Raw genomic sequence first — 15700 nt, forward strand, 5'->3', positions numbered from 1 at the left:
CAACACATGGGACAAAATGAAAGGAGGAGCCTCGGAAAATACTTTTAATTAATGTGCGTTAGATGCTGTGTGGTTATCCATTGAGTGGCTCTGGCGCTCGTGCATTTTGCGAGCGTAGAACATCAGGATAATCAGGCTGACGATGAAGGTACCTGCCAGCTCGAAGGAGCTTGCGCCCATCAGAGCGATGAAGCAGAACACGCAACCCAGTACAGAGCAGATCAGGCTGACAAAGTTGCGGATGTTAACGCCTTCAAAACGAATCAGGTCAACGCAAGAGTAGAAGTACGGCAGCATAGTCAGCAGTACTGCGATACCGGTCAGTTCACCGAACAGGTCAGATGCTTTACCACCGGCAGAGTTCATCAGAGTGATGAGGATCATCAGGGCAGTCATTTTCACTGCAGCCAGCAGCAGACCTTTTTTCGGAATACCGTTGCTGTCGACTTCACCATAAACTTTCGGGAAGTTTCCGTCGTTAGCGGCACGTACACCTGCCTGGCCTACCAGCATCATCCAGGAGCCCAGAGAAGTCAGGCACGCAAAGGCGGTGAATGCAGAAACCAGCGGCGCAGCCCAGTTACCGAGGATAGTTGAAGCACTGATTGCAAACGGAGCACCGGAAGCTGCCATTACAGAAGACGGATACATACCGGAAAGCACCTGAGTCGCAGCAATGTAAACAATACCTGCTAAACCAGTACCCAGCATGGTTGCCAGTGGAACGGTACGTTTCGGGTTTTTAACCATACCAGTACTTACAGCTGCGGATTCAACACCCACGAAGGCCCACAGGCAGAGCAGAATACTTTTAATGATCGCATGACCATCAGTGGTACCCGCAGTATTCCAGTTAGCTGCATAAGTTGCAGCATCAAACCAATGCCAGCCAACAATAGCAGTCATAACCACAGGAATAAGAACCAGCACCAGGCCAATAGTGGTTAAACGGCTTACCCAGGTACCGCCGAGCATATTTACAAAGGTAAATACCCAGACGATAGCAATACAGGCGATACCCGCCGGAACAGGATCATTTAATACTGGGAAGAAGGTGGAAAGATAAGATACAGCGGTAATACCAATCGCCAGGTTACCAATCCAGTTAGCATGGTAATAAAGAACACCTGTCTGAAAACCAAATGCAGGGGAAATTTCTCCAGCATAAGCAATTGGGCCACCTTGTTGCGGGTTCTTTGTTGCCAGTCGGGCATATACATAAGCCAGCGACATTGCACCAATAATAGAGATGATCCAACCCCAGATAGCAATACCACCGATACTTGCAAGGTTCGCAGGTAATAATGCAATACCGCTCCCCATCATATTACCGGCAACAACACCGGTACAGGCAAATAGCCCAATCTTCTTGGCAGAACTCATGCTCTTCTCCTAATTTCATTTTAGAATTTGGAGTCCGGGTCATGATGTATAACTATTTACTGACCAGACCAAACTGGCGACAAGACTACTCAAAAAAAAAGATTAATCCTAAAGATTAGGTGAAATAATACAAAAGTTTATGTCAGTGAGGATTTTAGCTCTTCATTAACAGATCAGAATCGCAAGTTGATATCATGAAAAGATAAACATTCAATATTTACAATGAATTACGAGAAAGCTGCTGGTTAAATTTATGTAATAAAAAATTATGCAGCAAATAAATTGCTGCAACATGTTATGTCAATAAACATACAAGCGTTTAACGCTAAAAATCCCCGCGAATGAATCAACCCAGGATTCGTTTATTCTGAAGCGAGAAATTTGTCGAGATAAGGAACAACATAAGAAACAGAAGTCTGGAATATGCCATTTTCAATCCAGTAAAGGGTGTTTGCTCCTGGGCGTAAATTAAAGGCGGTGAGATATGCATCAGCAGCTTCTCGGTTCATCCCCTTCATCTCATAAACTTTGCCAAGCAATACATAATTTAGCCAGGACATTTCAAGGTCAATGCCAGTATTTATCGCCTGATAAGATTCGTCTGTTTTTCCTTTTGTCAGAGCACTGACCGCTTTTATTTGATAGAGAATGGCCAGACTATTCATTCCTGGCAGTGTAGCAATGTTATCAATTTCTGTGTTCAGTGCTGCTAATTGTTTTTCATCTAAAGGATGCTGAGAATGACGTACTATATCAACTAATGCTTTCTCTGCTCTCGCGTAGGTAAATTCGGGAGATGATTGAACAATCTCACCTAATAACTCACTGGCACGGTTCAATGATTTATCATCACCATGCATTAAATAATCATGTGCCTGATAAAAATTAGTTAATAACGCACCACGATGAGGCAAAATTTGTTGGAGCATCTCCTGCATTCGTTGTGGCCACGGTTGATTTAACGCTTTTGACAAACTCTCCAGTAAATCATTTTGAATCGCCAGCTGATTACCGTTAGTGATGACATAACGTTTATCCAGCATGGTTGAACCATCTGCATTGTCTACCAATTTCACCGACATAAAGCACTGTTGAGCGCGGTATTGGCGCTGATTAACAAACGCAATAGATAATGTTTTACCGGAACTGCTCGGTTCATCAATGTTGTAGTTGATTTTGTCATGAACCATAAAAGTGGAGAAGGTATTAAGTGACGTAGCCACCAAATCACCCACGCCTATCGCGTAAGAGAGCTGATACGGGGAAGTCCAGCTGTTACAACTCTTATTCACCATATTAATGTCAATATCGCGTGGATTGAGCAAAATACGCGATTTACTCATAGGAAGGCGCGTTTCAAGACTGGAAAACGCCACCAGTGCTACACAGATACCTAACGACAACAGGAAAAAAAACCATACCCAAAAGGTAGTGAATCGTTTGCTTTTAAGTTGGGATTGTTCAGGTGGCGTTGCGGTGTTTTGAATGTTAAGACTGTGGGAAGGAGAATCTGTGTCAGGAATCGCCTCTGGTATAGGGGGAGGCGAAGATTGCATTATTTCTTCTCCCTCCTCTTCGCTGTACCAGATAACTGGCACCATTAATTTATAACCGCGCTTTGGTACAGTAGCGATATAGACAAGACTATCTTCATCATTATCTTTTAATGACTTACGCAGTTCTGAGATACTCTGCGTTACAACGTGATTGGTAACAATACTTCTCTTCCAGACATTATCGATAAGTTCATCTCTGCTAAGTACTTCGCCACTGTGTTGAGCAAAGAAAACCAGAAGATCGATTAGTCTCGGCTCAAGGGTAAGTTGACGCCCATTGCGACTAATTTGGTTTATGGACGGAGTAACAAGCCACTCGCCAACGCGAACTACAGGTTGTTGCATAATAAAAACTCATTCGAAAAGGGAATGGTGCAATGATAATTGCCATAACCTATTTTTACCATCTATAGATGGATGCGTTTACATATTACAGGTGAATGTGAGACGTTATTTTTACCACCCGTAAACCTCTTGATTACATCGCCTTACGAAATGACTTTAATGAGAATCAGAAGTAATTTGCCTTACCACCAAGATTGATTATCTTTGCCAAAGAAAACGTTCAGAAAATAATCCCCGGAAAATTGCCTGGAACGCTTACTATTTTAATGGATTGTTAGTCTTTGCATGATCAAACGGACTGATACATTTCTCTTTGTTCGCATCCAGGAAATCTCATCAGTCGGCGTTCTGTTTATGGATGCGTTACGCTCCTGATGACGTCATTTGACGTTCAACAGCATCACGGGGCCGCACGATATTTCGCGTCAGTCAGTGTCATAGCTCAGGGACAAATTTTCTCAAACAGGGGTATACCCGCAAAATGCTGGTGATGTGGGGAGAATTTGGTTGAGTTTGGTGGGAGTGATTTGGAGGAAGAACGGTTAAATCGTCGCGTCCTGAAACGAAAAACGGACCTCCGTGGAGGTCCGTTCATATGAATTTGGTGCCCGGACTCGGAATCGAACCAAGGACACGGGGATTTTCAATCCCCTGCTCTACCGACTGAGCTATCCGGGCAACGGGGCGCATTAAACCGTAATCTGCACATCTCGTCAACCTAATTTCAGTAAAAGCGATTCAACTGCTTAAGATTGCGGCAAATCGCTTCTTTTCTGTGTTTCTGTCAGGTCAGTGCGCCACCCTGGCGGCAGCGAGCGAAGCGCAGGATATCTTCCGCCAGCCGATGTGCGGTGTCGACATCCGCCTGGCTACGATTCACCAGCATTCGGCTTAAACAACCTTCCAGCACCAGTTCCATCTGCTTTGCTACCATCGCCGGATCGTCCACTTCCAGCGTGGTTAACAGTTCGTGGGTAAAGTCGTAGGCCGCGCTTTTTTGCTGATCGGCCAATTGATGAATAGGGTGGCCAGGATCGGGATAAAACGTACAGGCAGCGATAAACAGACAGCCCGGATAGCGGTTGTTTTTAACGCACTCCGATAGCGCCTGATAACGTGCCAGCAGCTTTTGTTCGGCGGTTTGCGTTTCGTCCAGCATCAGCTGACGACGCCAGACATCTATCTGTTGGCTAAGATAACGCAGCGCATCGTAGAGGATCGCCTCTTTGTCTGGCCAGAAGCGGCGCAGCTCGTCCAGTGGATAATCCACACGTTCAGCAACCATCTCCAGCGTGGTGTTGGCAATCCCTTGTAATTCTAATAATTTCAGGGCTTCTCCCAGTACATCTTCACGTTGCACGCTATTTTCCTCCGTCTTTCCCACTGAAGTGTCGTTCACGGTTGGCGATCGCGCAAATGTGCGCTGAAGGTTTCAGCATCCATAAAGCCCGTGACGCGCGCTTGTGGATGCTCCTGGCCTTGTCCGTCAAAAAAGAGAATTGTCGGTAGGCCAAGGACATTTAGATGCTTTAACAGCGCCACATCTTGTGCGTCGTTGGCAGTGACGTTGGCCTGAAGTAAGACCGTGTCTGCTAACGCTTTTTGCACCTGCGGGTCGCTGAAGGTGTATTTCTCAAACTCTTTACAGGCGACGCACCAGTCGGCATAGAGATCTAACATCACCGGTTTGCCTTTGGCTTCAGCGAGTGCCTGATTTAACTCATCTACCGTTTTGATTTGTGTAAAGTTGAGATGCGCCTGAGTTTGCGCGGTATGCGTCGCGCCAAATGCCCAATCCTGGAGTGGGCGCACGCTAACCAATGCTGCCGCCAGCAGGATAATTTGCACAATACGCATCCAGCCGCGTTTGGCCTGTAAGCTGGTGATAAAGGCCCAGCCAAAGAACGCGACACCAAGCGCCGACCACAAGCGTAATCCCCAGACATCACCAACTACTCGCTCCAGCAGGAAGACCGGCAGTGCGAGGATCACAAAACCAAATGCGGTTTTGACCTGTTCCATCCACGGGCCGCTTTTCGGCAGCAGGCGGTTACCAAAGACGGTTATTAGCATCAGCGGCAGGCCCATGCCCAGCGCATAGAGATAAAGCGTGCCGCCCCCCAGCCACATGTTCCCGCTTTGGGCGATATACAACAGAATCGCGCTAAGCGGTGCGGTGGTGCATGGTGAACAGATCAGTCCGGCAATCGCCCCCATAACAAACACACCGCCAGGTGAGCCGCCCTGTTGGCGATTGCTCATCAGCGTGAGACGTGTTTGCAGCGAAGAGGGGAGTTGCAGAGTAAACAAGCCAAACATTGACATCGCCAGCAAGGTAAAGACGATAGCGAGGCCAATGAGCACGTATGGGTGCTGTAGCGCCGCCTGGAACTGTAACCCTGCGGCGGCAACCACCAGACCCAGTGCCGTGTAAGTCAGCGCCATCCCCTGCACATAAATAAAGGTCAGCAACAATGCTCTGGCAGTGGAGAGCCGCTGTTTACCGCCCAGCACGATGCCAGAAATCAGTGGGTACATTGGCAGCACGCATGGCGTAAAGGCGATACCGATACCAATCAACAACGCCCAGAGCGCGGAAAAGGGCAATTGCGCGACGGGCTGCTCTTGCTGCGGAACTGATGCAGACGGTGGCGTCGCGTTGTTGGTAACCACTTCGCTTAACGGAACGGTTTTGGTTTCTGGCGGATAACAAAAACCGGCGTCAGCACAGCCCTGGTAGGTGACAGTCAATGTCGCACCCGCACTTGCTTGGTTGATGGTCACAGGAAGCGTCAGCCGCTCGCGGTAAATCTCGCTTTTGCCGTAAAACTCATCTTCATGCCAGACGCCCTGGGGCAGCTGCACGTCGGCAATTTTCGCTTGTTCCGGCGTAATGCGGATCTGTTTACGGTAAAGATAGTAACCGTCTTTGATCTGCCAGCTCAGATTAAGCTCATGTTGGTTTTGCTGAAAATCAAAAGCAAAGGCTTGATCCGCGGGGACAAATTGTGAGCGTCCCGGCGCGTCGAATAATCCGGCAAAAACGGAAGTGCTGCAAAGTAGCAGGATCAGCGTAAAGATGCGTTGAGCCATGAGAGGTAATCTGTGTCTCCGTGTGTAACAGGTAAAACCAGAAGCTCCGGGGTTTGATACGGATGATGAGACTTCAGGCATTCCAGCAGTGCCTGCTGGTGAGATACGGTGGTTTTTAAAATCATCTGCACTTCGTATTCCTGTTCCAGTTTACCTTCCCAGTAATAGAGAGAGGTAGCGCCAGGAATCAAGGTTGCGCAGGCCGCCAGTTTTTCCGCCAACACTTTGGCGGCTAATTCCTGGGCCGTCGCTTCATCCGGCGCGGTGCACAGCACCACGACGGACGCGGTATTCGAACTTTTTTCAGCAAGCATAAACACCTCGCAAGAACAGATGGAACCGCAAGAGAGAGGTCACTATACAACGGACGGGGAAAGGATGTTAGTCGGCGGGAAAGAAAGCGGGGCGTGAACGCCCCGCGATTTGTCATTACAGCATCACGCTGCCCAGCACGAAGCCGAAGCAAACGGCCAGGGCAACACCCAGAGTACCTGGGATAAAGAACGGATGGTTGAAGACGAATTTACCGATACGAGTGGTACCCGTGTCATCCATCTGTACCGCAGCAACCAGCGTCGGGTAGGTCGGCAGAATGAACAGACCAGACACGGCTGCGAAAGAAGCTACAGCGGTCAGTGGAGAAACGTTCAGCGCCAGAGCCATCGGCATCAGTGCTTTTGCAGTTGCAGCCTGAGAGTACAGCAGAGCAGAAGCAAAGAAGAAGATAACAGCCAGCAGCCACGGATGGCCCTGAATAACTTCACCAGCGGTATCTTTGATCCAGTCGATGTTGTTGGAAACGAAAGTATCGCCCAGCCATGCAACACCCAGGATACAAATACAGGCGCTCATACCTGCTTTGAAGGTGCTGGAGTTGAGGATGTTGTCGGTGTCCACTTTACAAAGAACAGTGGTCAGGGTTGCAACGCTCAACATGATAATCAGGATCGCGTTAGTGGTGTTCATCAGCGGTTTTTCAACCAGGCCCATGCTCGGGCTGTTGATAATCGCATAGATAACCACGCCAACTACGCCCAGCAGGAACAGCCAGACGGATGCTTTCGCGCCTTGTTTGATTTCAATCTGTTTCTCACCGCGCAGTTCAACCAGACCTTCTTCCAGACGCTTGCGATAAATCGGATCGTCAGACAGTTTGGAGTTGAAAAGCATGGTTACCAGGAAGGACATCACCAGAACTGCCAGCAGGGTAGACGGGATGACCACAGAGAGCAGATGCAGGTAGCTGATGCCATGACCTTCCATCACGGAAGACATGTAAACTACCGCCGCAGAGATTGGCGATGCGGTGATCGCAATCTGCGCGGATACCACTGCAGTAGACAGCGGACGGCAAGGTTTAACGCCTTGTTCCTTCGCAACTTCAGCGATAACTGGCAGTGTCGCCAGAGAGATGTTGCCGGTACCAGCAAAGATGGTCAGGAAATAGGTTACGATCGGTGCAAGGATCGTGATGTATTTCGGGTTACGGCGCAGCAGCTTTTCTGTCTGGTGAACCAGATAGTCCAGACCGCCAGCAACCTGCATAGCAGAAATAGCAGCGATAACCGCCATGATAATGGAAATGACATCGAATGGGATGTTACCAGGCTTGACGCCGATAGCGGCAAGAACCAGCACCCCCAATCCACCTGCAAAACCAATACCAATTCCCCCTAATCTGGCGCCCAAGAAGATCGCCAGCAAAACGATGATGAGTTCTACAACTAGCATATTAGCCTTCCTTGTTTTTTAACAAGTTGATATCAGGTTGTTGTTTTTAAGTTACTACTCACAAGAAAAAAGGCACGTCGTCTGACGTGCCTCTTTTATTTGTACTACCCTGTACGATTACTGTTCGCTTTCATCAGTATAGCGTTTTGCTTTGTAAGCCGGATGCATCAGGTTCTGTACGGAGAAAATATCGTCTAGTTCTGCTTCAGTCAACAGACCGCGCTCCAGAACGACTTCACGTACGCTCTTGCCAGTTTCGGCACAGATTTTACCCACGATGTCACCGTTGTGGTGGCCGATGAATGGGTTCAGGTAAGTGACGATACCGATAGAGTTGTAAACGTAACCTTCGCACACTTCTTTGTTAGCAGTGATGCCGTTAACGCATTTTTCCAGCAGGTTGTAGCAAGCGTTGGTCAGAATGTGAACGGATTCAAACATGGCCTGGCCAATGACCGGCTCCATAACGTTCAGCTGCAGCTGACCCGCTTCTGCTGCCATGGTAACAGTGATGTCGTTACCGATGACTTTGAAGCAAACCTGGTTAACCACTTCCGGAACAACTGGGTTTACTTTAGCTGGCATGATGGAAGAGCCAGCCTGCAGTTCCGGCAGGTTGATCTCGTTCAGGCCGGCACGTGGGCCAGAAGAGAGCAAGCGCAGGTCGTTACAGATTTTGGACATCTTCACAGCCATGCGTTTCAGCGCGCCATGAACCATAACGTAAGCGCCGCAGTCAGAGGTCGCTTCGATCAGGTCTTCAGCAGGTACGCATGGGAAGCCAGTGACTTCAGCCAGTTTTTTCACTGCCAGCGGAGAGTACTCTTTCGGCGTGTTCAGGCCAGTACCGATTGCAGTTGCGCCGAGGTTAACTTCCAGCAGCAGTTCAGCGGTACGTTCGATGTTTTTCACTTCTTCTTTCAGCAGGATGCTGAAAGCGCGGAATTCCTGACCGAGGGTCATCGGTACTGCGTCCTGCAGCTGGGTACGACCCATTTTCAGGATGTCCTGGAATTCGACAGCTTTACGTTCAAAGCCTTCACGCAGTTGGTTAATAGCATCTACCAGTTTAATCAGAGAAGAGTAAACTGCGATGCGGAAACCGGTCGGGTAGGCGTCGTTAGTGGACTGACATTTGTTAACGTGGTCGTTCGGGTTCAGATACTGATATTCACCTTTCTGGTGACCCATCAGTTCCAGACCGATATTGGCCAGCACTTCGTTGGTGTTCATGTTTACGGAAGTACCTGCGCCGCCCTGGTAGACGTCTACCGGGAACTGATCCATGCATTTTCCGTTGTTCAGGACTTCATCACATGCGGCAATGATTGCATTCGCTACACTTTTAGGAATGGTTTGCAGCTCTTTGTTTGCCATAGCTGCAGCTTTTTTAACCATTACCATACCGCGAACAAATTCAGGAATATCGCTGATTTTGTTGTTGCTGATATAGAAGTTTTCAATCGCTCTCAGAGTGTGAACACCATAGTAGGCATCAGCTGGAACTTCCCTGGTACCCAACAGATCTTCTTCGATACGAATGTTGTTTGACATGTGAACCTTCTTTTTCAAGCTGCCAATGATTTGCTTTAAACACACAGAATATATGTGGTTTCGAATGTTTTTCGACCGACGATTATCCCCTGCATCAGTCGAATACCCGGGATCATATGCTGCTTGAGGATTTCTACCGTAATCTGGATCACTTTAAGTGTTGGTTTTTACCCCTTAATTATTAATTTGTGAAATAGATCACCGCTTTGGGATTACTACCAAAAATAGTTGCGCAAACATCTTGAAATTTTGCTAATGACCACAATATAAGCTGAACGCGATTCGCAACCCATTCAGGCGACCTGATTTAACTGGTTGCTATTACAGGAGAAACCTTTGCGCTGGTTACCTTTTATTGCCGTTTTCCTTTATGTCTATATTGAGATTTCAATCTTTATTCAGGTTGCTCATGTCCTTGGGGTATTGCTGACCCTCGTGCTGGTTATATTCACCTCAATTATTGGTATGTCACTGGTACGTAATCAGGGCTTTAAGAATTTTGTGCTGATGCAACAAAAAATGGCGACGGGAGAAAACCCAGCGGCGGAAATGATTAAAAGTGTTTCGTTGATCATTGCCGGTTTGCTGCTTTTATTACCGGGCTTTTTCACCGATTTCCTCGGTCTTCTTCTTTTATTACCGCCAGTGCAAAAGCATCTGACAGTGAAGTTGATGCCGCATTTGCGCTTTTCCCGTATGCCGGGCGGCGGATTTAGTGCCGGAACCGGTGGCGGTAATACTTTTGATGGTGAGTATCAGCGTAAGGATGATGACCGCGACCGCCTTGATCATAAAGACGATCGCCAGGATTAATGACGAAACGCCGGATTATGTGGTTATGCCATTTTCCGGCGTTTTTCGTTTTGGCAGAAATAGCCATAACCCCGTCAGCATGATCAGGGCATATAAACTTTTCCAGCCGACCATCGCCAGTAACATAACACATAACAGCCCGCCAATTACCGCCAGTAGTCGATAACGTCCTTGCAATAATTTACAGCCTGCCAGCATGCATAACAGGTAAATCATAATAAAGATGCCATTGGCATAGATGATAAGTGCGTCCAGATTGATCTCTAACATATGGATCGCCAACGTGCTCACCACGCAACAGCCGAGCACGGCATTAAGGGCATTAGTCGGGATATGGCGAGAAGAGAGGCGTGCCAGGTAGTGGTCAGGATTGTGTTGCGCCTGCGACCAGACTAATCGGGCGAAGCTCTGTATATAAATGTTGAGACTGGCAAAGCAGGCCAGATAGCCAATTACGCAGGCAATCCACAATGCTCCTACACCGAACAGCTGCACCACAATTTTTGGAAGCGATGCTGCCGCCGCCATTTTTTCACCATAGGCGTCGAAGTGTAATACCACCACCGTACAGCCCCAATAGACTAATCCTGCCAGCAACAGACCAATCATCAGAGCGCGGGGAAAATCACGCTCTGGATTTTTAAATTCCGAGGCGAGATGGGCAAATGCCTCCAGACCGACAAAGCACCAGAACATCACCGATAACGCAGCAAACAACCCGGAAAGTTCGATATCACCAGGCGCAGGGAAGTGGATATTCGCAGGTTTGATATCGCCCGCCCACCAGATAGCGACAATCAGCGCGACGATAAGCCCGGCAATAACCGTTTGTAGATTAGCACTGGAACTGGCACCGCGAGTACCGATGTACCACACCAGTGCCAGCGTACCAAGTTCTGCCAACAACAGTTGCCAACTATGCCAGCCAAACATTGCCTGGCCAAAGCCGGCGGCAATTTGTAGTGCAGCGGGCAGGCCCACGGGAATGACCGATAAAAATAGCCAGCCAGTGACTCGCTCAAGCCGCGAGCCAAACGCCATACCAACGAAGTGCGCGACGCCGCCCGCGCTGGGATAGTGGCGTCCCAGCAGCGCAAAGACGATTGCAATCGGGAACACCAAGATAATCAAAACGGGCCAGGCCCACAGGCTGGTATTGCCCGCTAGCAGGGCGGCTAATGCGGGAACGGCAAACACGCCCGTGCCTAATAATGAGGTTGATAACAGGCCGATCCCCTGGGCTAATCCCAGTTCTTGTTTGAGTCCACTCATGGGTTAATGTCCAATTGTGCCCAAATTTTGGGCAGCTGCGCAGGATTTCGATGGTAGCACAATCAGATTCGCGTATGGCGGCGATGGAGAAATTGCGATGAAATGTGATGTGAATCAGGATTTTTACCCGATTTTGTACTGATCAGAATTTTTTTTCATTTGCCCCCTTGAAGGGGGAGAAGCCCATCCCCATTTCACTGGTCACCAGCCGGGAAACCACGTAAGGTCCGGCGTCACCCATAACAGATACGGACTTTCTCAAAGGAGAGTTATCAATGAATATTCGTCCATTGCATGATCGCGTGATCGTCAAGCGTAAAGAAGTTGAAACTAAATCTGCTGGCGGCATCGTTCTGACCGGCTCTGCAGCGGCTAAATCTACCCGTGGCGAAGTGCTGGCTGTTGGCAATGGCCGTATCCTTGAAAATGGCGAAGTGAAGCCGCTGGATGTGAAAGTTGGCGACATCGTAATTTTCAATGATGGCTACGGTGTGAAGTCTGAGAAGATCGACAATGAAGAAGTGTTGATCATGTCCGAAAGCGACATTCTGGCAATTGTTGAAGCGTAATCCGCGCACGACACTGAACATACGAATTTAAGGAATAAAGATAATGGCAGCTAAAGACGTAAAATTCGGTAACGACGCTCGTGTGAAAATGCTGCGCGGCGTAAACGTACTGGCAGATGCAGTGAAAGTTACCCTCGGTCCGAAAGGCCGTAACGTAGTTCTGGATAAATCTTTCGGTGCACCGACCATCACCAAAGATGGTGTTTCCGTTGCTCGTGAAATCGAACTGGAAGACAAGTTCGAAAACATGGGGGCGCAGATGGTGAAAGAAGTTGCCTCTAAAGCGAACGACACTGCAGGCGACGGTACCACCACCGCAACCGTACTGGCTCAGGCTATCATCACTGAAGGTCTGAAAGCTGTTGCTGCGGGCATGAACCCGATGGACCTGAAACGTGGTATCGACAAAGCCGTTACTGCTGCAGTTGAAGAACTGAAAGCGCTGTCCGTACCGTGCTCCGACTCTAAAGCGATTGCTCAGGTTGGTACTATCTCCGCTAACTCCGACGAAACCGTAGGTAAACTGATCGCTGAAGCGATGGACAAAGTCGGTAAAGAAGGTGTTATCACCGTTGAAGACGGCACTGGTCTTCAGGACGAACTGGACGTGGTTGAAGGTATGCAGTTCGACCGTGGCTACCTGTCTCCTTACTTCATCAACAAGCCGGAAACTGGCGCAGTAGAACTGGAAAGCCCGTTCATCCTGCTGGCTGACAAGAAAATCTCCAACATCCGCGAAATGCTGCCGGTTCTGGAAGCCGTTGCAAAAGCAGGCAAACCGCTGCTGATCATCGCTGAAGATGTTGAAGGCGAAGCGCTGGCAACTCTGGTTGTTAACACCATGCGTGGCATTGTGAAAGTCGCTGCGGTTAAAGCTCCGGGCTTCGGCGATCGCCGTAAAGCTATGCTGCAGGATATCGCAACCCTGACTGGCGGTACCGTAATCTCTGAAGAGATTGGTATGGAGCTGGAAAAAGCAACCCTGGAAGACCTGGGCCAGGCTAAACGTGTTGTGATCAACAAAGACACCACCACCATCATCGATGGCGTGGGTGAAGAAGCTGCGATTCAGGGCCGTGTTGCTCAGATCCGTCAGCAGATTGAAGAAGCAACTTCTGACTACGACCGTGAAAAACTGCAGGAGCGCGTAGCGAAACTGGCAGGCGGCGTTGCAGTTATCAAAGTTGGTGCTGCTACCGAAGTTGAAATGAAAGAGAAAAAAGCACGCGTTGAAGACGCCCTGCACGCGACCCGTGCTGCGGTAGAAGAAGGCGTGGTTGCTGGTGGTGGTGTTGCGCTGATCCGCGTAGCGTCTAAACTGGCTGACCTGCGTGGTCAGAACGAAGAGCAGAACGTGGGTATCAAAGTTGCACTGCGTGCAATGGAAGCTCCGCTGCGTCAGATCGTACTGAACTGCGGTGAAGAACCGTCTGTTGTTGCTAACACCGTTAAAGCTGGCGACGGCAACTACGGCTACAACGCAGCAACCGAAGAATACGGCAACATGATCGACATGGGTATCCTGGATCCAACCAAAGTAACTCGTTCTGCTCTGCAGTACGCAGCTTCTGTGGCTGGCCTGATGATCACCACTGAGTGCATGGTTACCGACCTGCCGAAAAACGATGCAGCTGACTTAGGCGCTGCTGGCGGTATGGGCGGCATGGGTGGCATGGGCGGCATGATGTAATTGCCCTGCACCTCGCAGAAATAAAGAAACCCCCGGGCAGAAATGTCTGGGGGTTTTTCTTTTGGTCATCTTTCTAGTATAAGATTCAGACACGGACGACGCGAGTTGCGTCCAGCTCATTGATTATGGGGAATAACATGCACGTAAAATACTTAGCAGGGATTGTCGGTGCCGCGCTACTGATGGCGGGTTGTAGCTCCAGCAACGAATTGAGCGCTGCCGGACAGAGCGTTCGCATCGTGGACGAGCAACCAGGTGCAGAGTGCCAGCTGATTGGTACTGCTACCGGTAAGCAAAGTAACTGGCTTTCCGGGCAACACGGTGAAGAGGGCGGTTCTATGCGTGGTGCGGCAAACGATCTGCGCAACCAGGCGGCAGCAATGGGCGGTAACGTGATTTATGGTATCAGCAGCCCGTCGCAGGGCATGCTGTCCAGCTTTGTCCCGACTGACAGCCAGATTATCGGTCAGGTATATAAGTGCCCGAACTGATGGGATCCTGAGGCTGGGTGACAAACGTATAATTGCCAGATGCGCTTCGCTTATCAGGCCCACATCAGGCATTGCAACTGATTGAATGCTCGAGAATTTGTAGGCCGGATAAGGCGTTTACGCCGCATCCGGCATGATCAACGATCACGTTATCGGTCATTTCAGGCTGGATGGCTCCAGCCTCGCATTAGCAAAGATGGGATTATTTCGCCTGTGGTGCAGTTTTGCTGATGGATTGAACGCGTAGGTGATGCAGTGCGCGTAGGCATTGATCCTGGGTCAGTGGTTGGGCGTTATTGGCTGCCATAGTCCGAACGTAGACCTGACACGGCACACCCGCGAGTTTTTTCAGTCGAGGACTGAAATCAAGCATCCGGCGAGTGATAGCCTCCACTTCTTTACCCGCTGTTGCTTCACGCGTTTTTACTACTGCTCCGCTAAATTGCTCTTTGCCACCTTCATCTTTAAAGCGATAAAGTACGGCCAGATAATGACTAAACAGATTATGTTTCCATTCTGGTTGGGAATAGGTGTCGTATTCCAGATTGCCATTGTCCTGGCAGTCGACGTCATATAACGGCAGGAAATCTAACAACGATGTAATACGTAACGCCAGTTCACGCATTTCTGCATTATTAATTGCATGAATGATTGCTCGCGCCAGCATTTCAATCTGCAACTCATTGACCACTAATTCGCATTTGCTGCCATCATGTAGCGTTAATGCGAAATTAAGATTTTCGCCCTGATTATCGGTAAGTTCCAGTGCGTTAACCCGGCGATTAATATCGGCATTTTTAAGCTCATCAACCAGAATTTCCGGGATATTTTCTGCCATTTTCTTAATGACTTTATCGCGAGCTTGCTCATACAGAAGGCGTGCATCAGCATCCAGTTTATGCTTTTGATGCAGACGACTTTCCAGCGCAATCAGAAGGTCGCGCAGTTCCATCACAGACATGAAGAACAACGATTCTTTATTGCGAGGCTCTTTAATTTTCAGCGCCAGTGCAATGAAATTATTACTCTTGCGAATAACACCGGTATTAACACCCTTGATGCTTATGGCCATGTAGGTTCTCCCTAACCATTTCTCAATTAAATAATTAATTTTAATTTATAAGCCAGATAAATGGGCTTGGTAGTAATAGTTGTTAAAATAACATAAATAGCCGTGCTCACTCTATATAAACAGAAAAGAAA

The 15700-nt window shown here is 48.7% G+C and carries 13 protein-coding genes and 1 tRNA gene; 4 read left to right on the top strand and 10 right to left on the bottom strand.

All coding sequences use genetic code 11. The features are described 5' to 3' along the window. Window positions 1-48: 48 nt before the first annotated feature. The 8 genes from cadB to aspA form a co-directional block, all read right to left on the bottom strand. Window positions 49-1383 (bottom strand): cadaverine/lysine antiporter, encoded by a 1335-nt coding sequence (cadB, locus tag D9734_RS05395; RefSeq protein WP_130205939.1) that lies wholly within the window; start codon window positions 1381-1383, stop codon window positions 49-51. A 362-nt stretch (window positions 1384-1745) separates the two neighbouring features. After that, window positions 1746-3284, bottom strand: coding sequence for a lysine decarboxylation/transport transcriptional activator CadC (gene cadC, locus D9734_RS05400; RefSeq protein ID WP_130205941.1), 1539 nt, complete (start codon window positions 3282-3284; stop codon window positions 1746-1748). Window positions 3285-3886: 602 nt separating this feature from the next. Further along, window positions 3887-3962: transfer RNA gene (locus tag D9734_RS05410), tRNA-Phe, on the bottom strand. Between the two features lie 106 nt (window positions 3963-4068). After that, window positions 4069-4644 carry a transcriptional regulator gene (locus D9734_RS05415; protein WP_001188520.1) on the bottom strand — a complete coding sequence of 192 codons (576 nt, stop codon included), beginning with the start codon at window positions 4642-4644 and terminating at the stop codon, window positions 4069-4071. Between the two features lie 35 nt (window positions 4645-4679). After that, a complete protein-coding gene (gene dsbD / locus D9734_RS05420) occupies window positions 4680-6377 on the bottom strand; it encodes a protein-disulfide reductase DsbD (protein WP_130205943.1) in 1698 nt (565 codons plus the stop codon). Continuing rightward, a complete protein-coding gene (gene cutA, locus D9734_RS05425; protein WP_130205945.1) occupies window positions 6353-6691 on the bottom strand; it encodes a divalent cation tolerance protein CutA in 339 nt (112 codons plus the stop codon). The genes dsbD and cutA overlap by 25 nt, the downstream gene beginning before the upstream one ends. Window positions 6692-6806: 115 nt before the next feature. Then, window positions 6807-8108 (bottom strand): anaerobic C4-dicarboxylate transporter DcuA, encoded by a 1302-nt coding sequence (gene dcuA / locus D9734_RS05430; RefSeq protein WP_130205947.1) that lies wholly within the window; start codon window positions 8106-8108, stop codon window positions 6807-6809. 117 nt (window positions 8109-8225) lie between these two features. Next, the gene (gene aspA, locus D9734_RS05435; protein WP_130205949.1) at window positions 8226-9662 is read right to left on the bottom strand and encodes an aspartate ammonia-lyase; all 1437 of its coding nucleotides are present in this window, start codon (window positions 9660-9662) and stop codon (window positions 8226-8228) included. 336 nt (window positions 9663-9998) lie between these two features. Here aspA and D9734_RS05440 point away from each other — a divergent pair, with 336 nt between their 5' ends. Further along, the gene (locus tag D9734_RS05440; protein ID WP_130205951.1) at window positions 9999-10475 is read left to right on the top strand and encodes an FxsA family protein; all 477 of its coding nucleotides are present in this window, start codon (window positions 9999-10001) and stop codon (window positions 10473-10475) included. A gap of 15 nt (window positions 10476-10490) precedes the next feature. On the opposite strand, the gene yjeH is transcribed toward D9734_RS05440, so the two are convergent. Continuing rightward, the gene (yjeH, locus tag D9734_RS05445) at window positions 10491-11747 is read right to left on the bottom strand and encodes an L-methionine/branched-chain amino acid transporter (protein ID WP_130205953.1); all 1257 of its coding nucleotides are present in this window, start codon (window positions 11745-11747) and stop codon (window positions 10491-10493) included. A 275-nt stretch (window positions 11748-12022) separates the two neighbouring features. On the opposite strand from yjeH, the gene D9734_RS05450 reads away from it, so the two are divergent. From D9734_RS05450 to D9734_RS05460, 3 genes are all read left to right on the top strand, one after another. Next, window positions 12023-12316: a co-chaperone GroES gene (locus tag D9734_RS05450; RefSeq protein ID WP_001026276.1), complete on the top strand. Its 294-nt coding sequence runs from the start codon at window positions 12023-12025 to the stop codon at window positions 12314-12316. 43 nt (window positions 12317-12359) lie between these two features. After that, window positions 12360-14006 (top strand): chaperonin GroEL, encoded by a 1647-nt coding sequence (gene groL, locus D9734_RS05455; protein ID WP_000729132.1) that lies wholly within the window; start codon window positions 12360-12362, stop codon window positions 14004-14006. 137 nt (window positions 14007-14143) lie between these two features. Continuing rightward, window positions 14144-14497 (top strand): DUF4156 domain-containing protein, encoded by a 354-nt coding sequence (locus tag D9734_RS05460; RefSeq protein ID WP_000558209.1) that lies wholly within the window; start codon window positions 14144-14146, stop codon window positions 14495-14497. Between the two features lie 202 nt (window positions 14498-14699). Here D9734_RS05460 and D9734_RS05465 read toward each other — a convergent pair whose 3' ends face one another. Further along, window positions 14700-15569 carry a YjeJ family protein gene (locus D9734_RS05465; RefSeq protein WP_130205955.1) on the bottom strand — a complete coding sequence of 290 codons (870 nt, stop codon included), beginning with the start codon at window positions 15567-15569 and terminating at the stop codon, window positions 14700-14702. Window positions 15570-15700 lie beyond the last annotated feature (131 nt).

It is taken from the genome of Escherichia sp. E14S1, assembly GCF_004211995.1.
GTDB lineage: Bacteria > Pseudomonadota > Gammaproteobacteria > Enterobacterales > Enterobacteriaceae > Escherichia.

Bases quoted from the DNA above. Each gene is read 5' to 3' on its own strand.
- groL (WP_000729132.1), top strand. From the start codon at position 12,360: ATGGCAGCTAAAGACGTAAAATTCGGTAACGACGCTCGTGTGAAAATG.
- D9734_RS05460 (WP_000558209.1), top strand. From the start codon at position 14,144: ATGCACGTAAAATACTTAGCAGGGATTGTCGGTGCCGCGCTACTGATG.
- cutA (WP_130205945.1), bottom strand. From the start codon at position 6,691: ATGCTTGCTGAAAAAAGTTCGAATACCGCGTCCGTCGTGGTGCTGTGC.
- dsbD (WP_130205943.1), bottom strand. From the start codon at position 6,377: ATGGCTCAACGCATCTTTACGCTGATCCTGCTACTTTGCAGCACTTCC.
- dcuA (WP_130205947.1), bottom strand. From the start codon at position 8,108: ATGCTAGTTGTAGAACTCATCATCGTTTTGCTGGCGATCTTCTTGGGC.
- aspA (WP_130205949.1), bottom strand. From the start codon at position 9,662: ATGTCAAACAACATTCGTATCGAAGAAGATCTGTTGGGTACCAGGGAA.
- cadB (WP_130205939.1), bottom strand. From the start codon at position 1,383: ATGAGTTCTGCCAAGAAGATTGGGCTATTTGCCTGTACCGGTGTTGTT.
- D9734_RS05450 (WP_001026276.1), top strand. From the start codon at position 12,023: ATGAATATTCGTCCATTGCATGATCGCGTGATCGTCAAGCGTAAAGAA.
- D9734_RS05465 (WP_130205955.1), bottom strand. From the start codon at position 15,569: ATGGCCATAAGCATCAAGGGTGTTAATACCGGTGTTATTCGCAAGAGT.
- cadC (WP_130205941.1), bottom strand. From the start codon at position 3,284: ATGCAACAACCTGTAGTTCGCGTTGGCGAGTGGCTTGTTACTCCGTCC.
- yjeH (WP_130205953.1), bottom strand. From the start codon at position 11,747: ATGAGTGGACTCAAACAAGAACTGGGATTAGCCCAGGGGATCGGCCTG.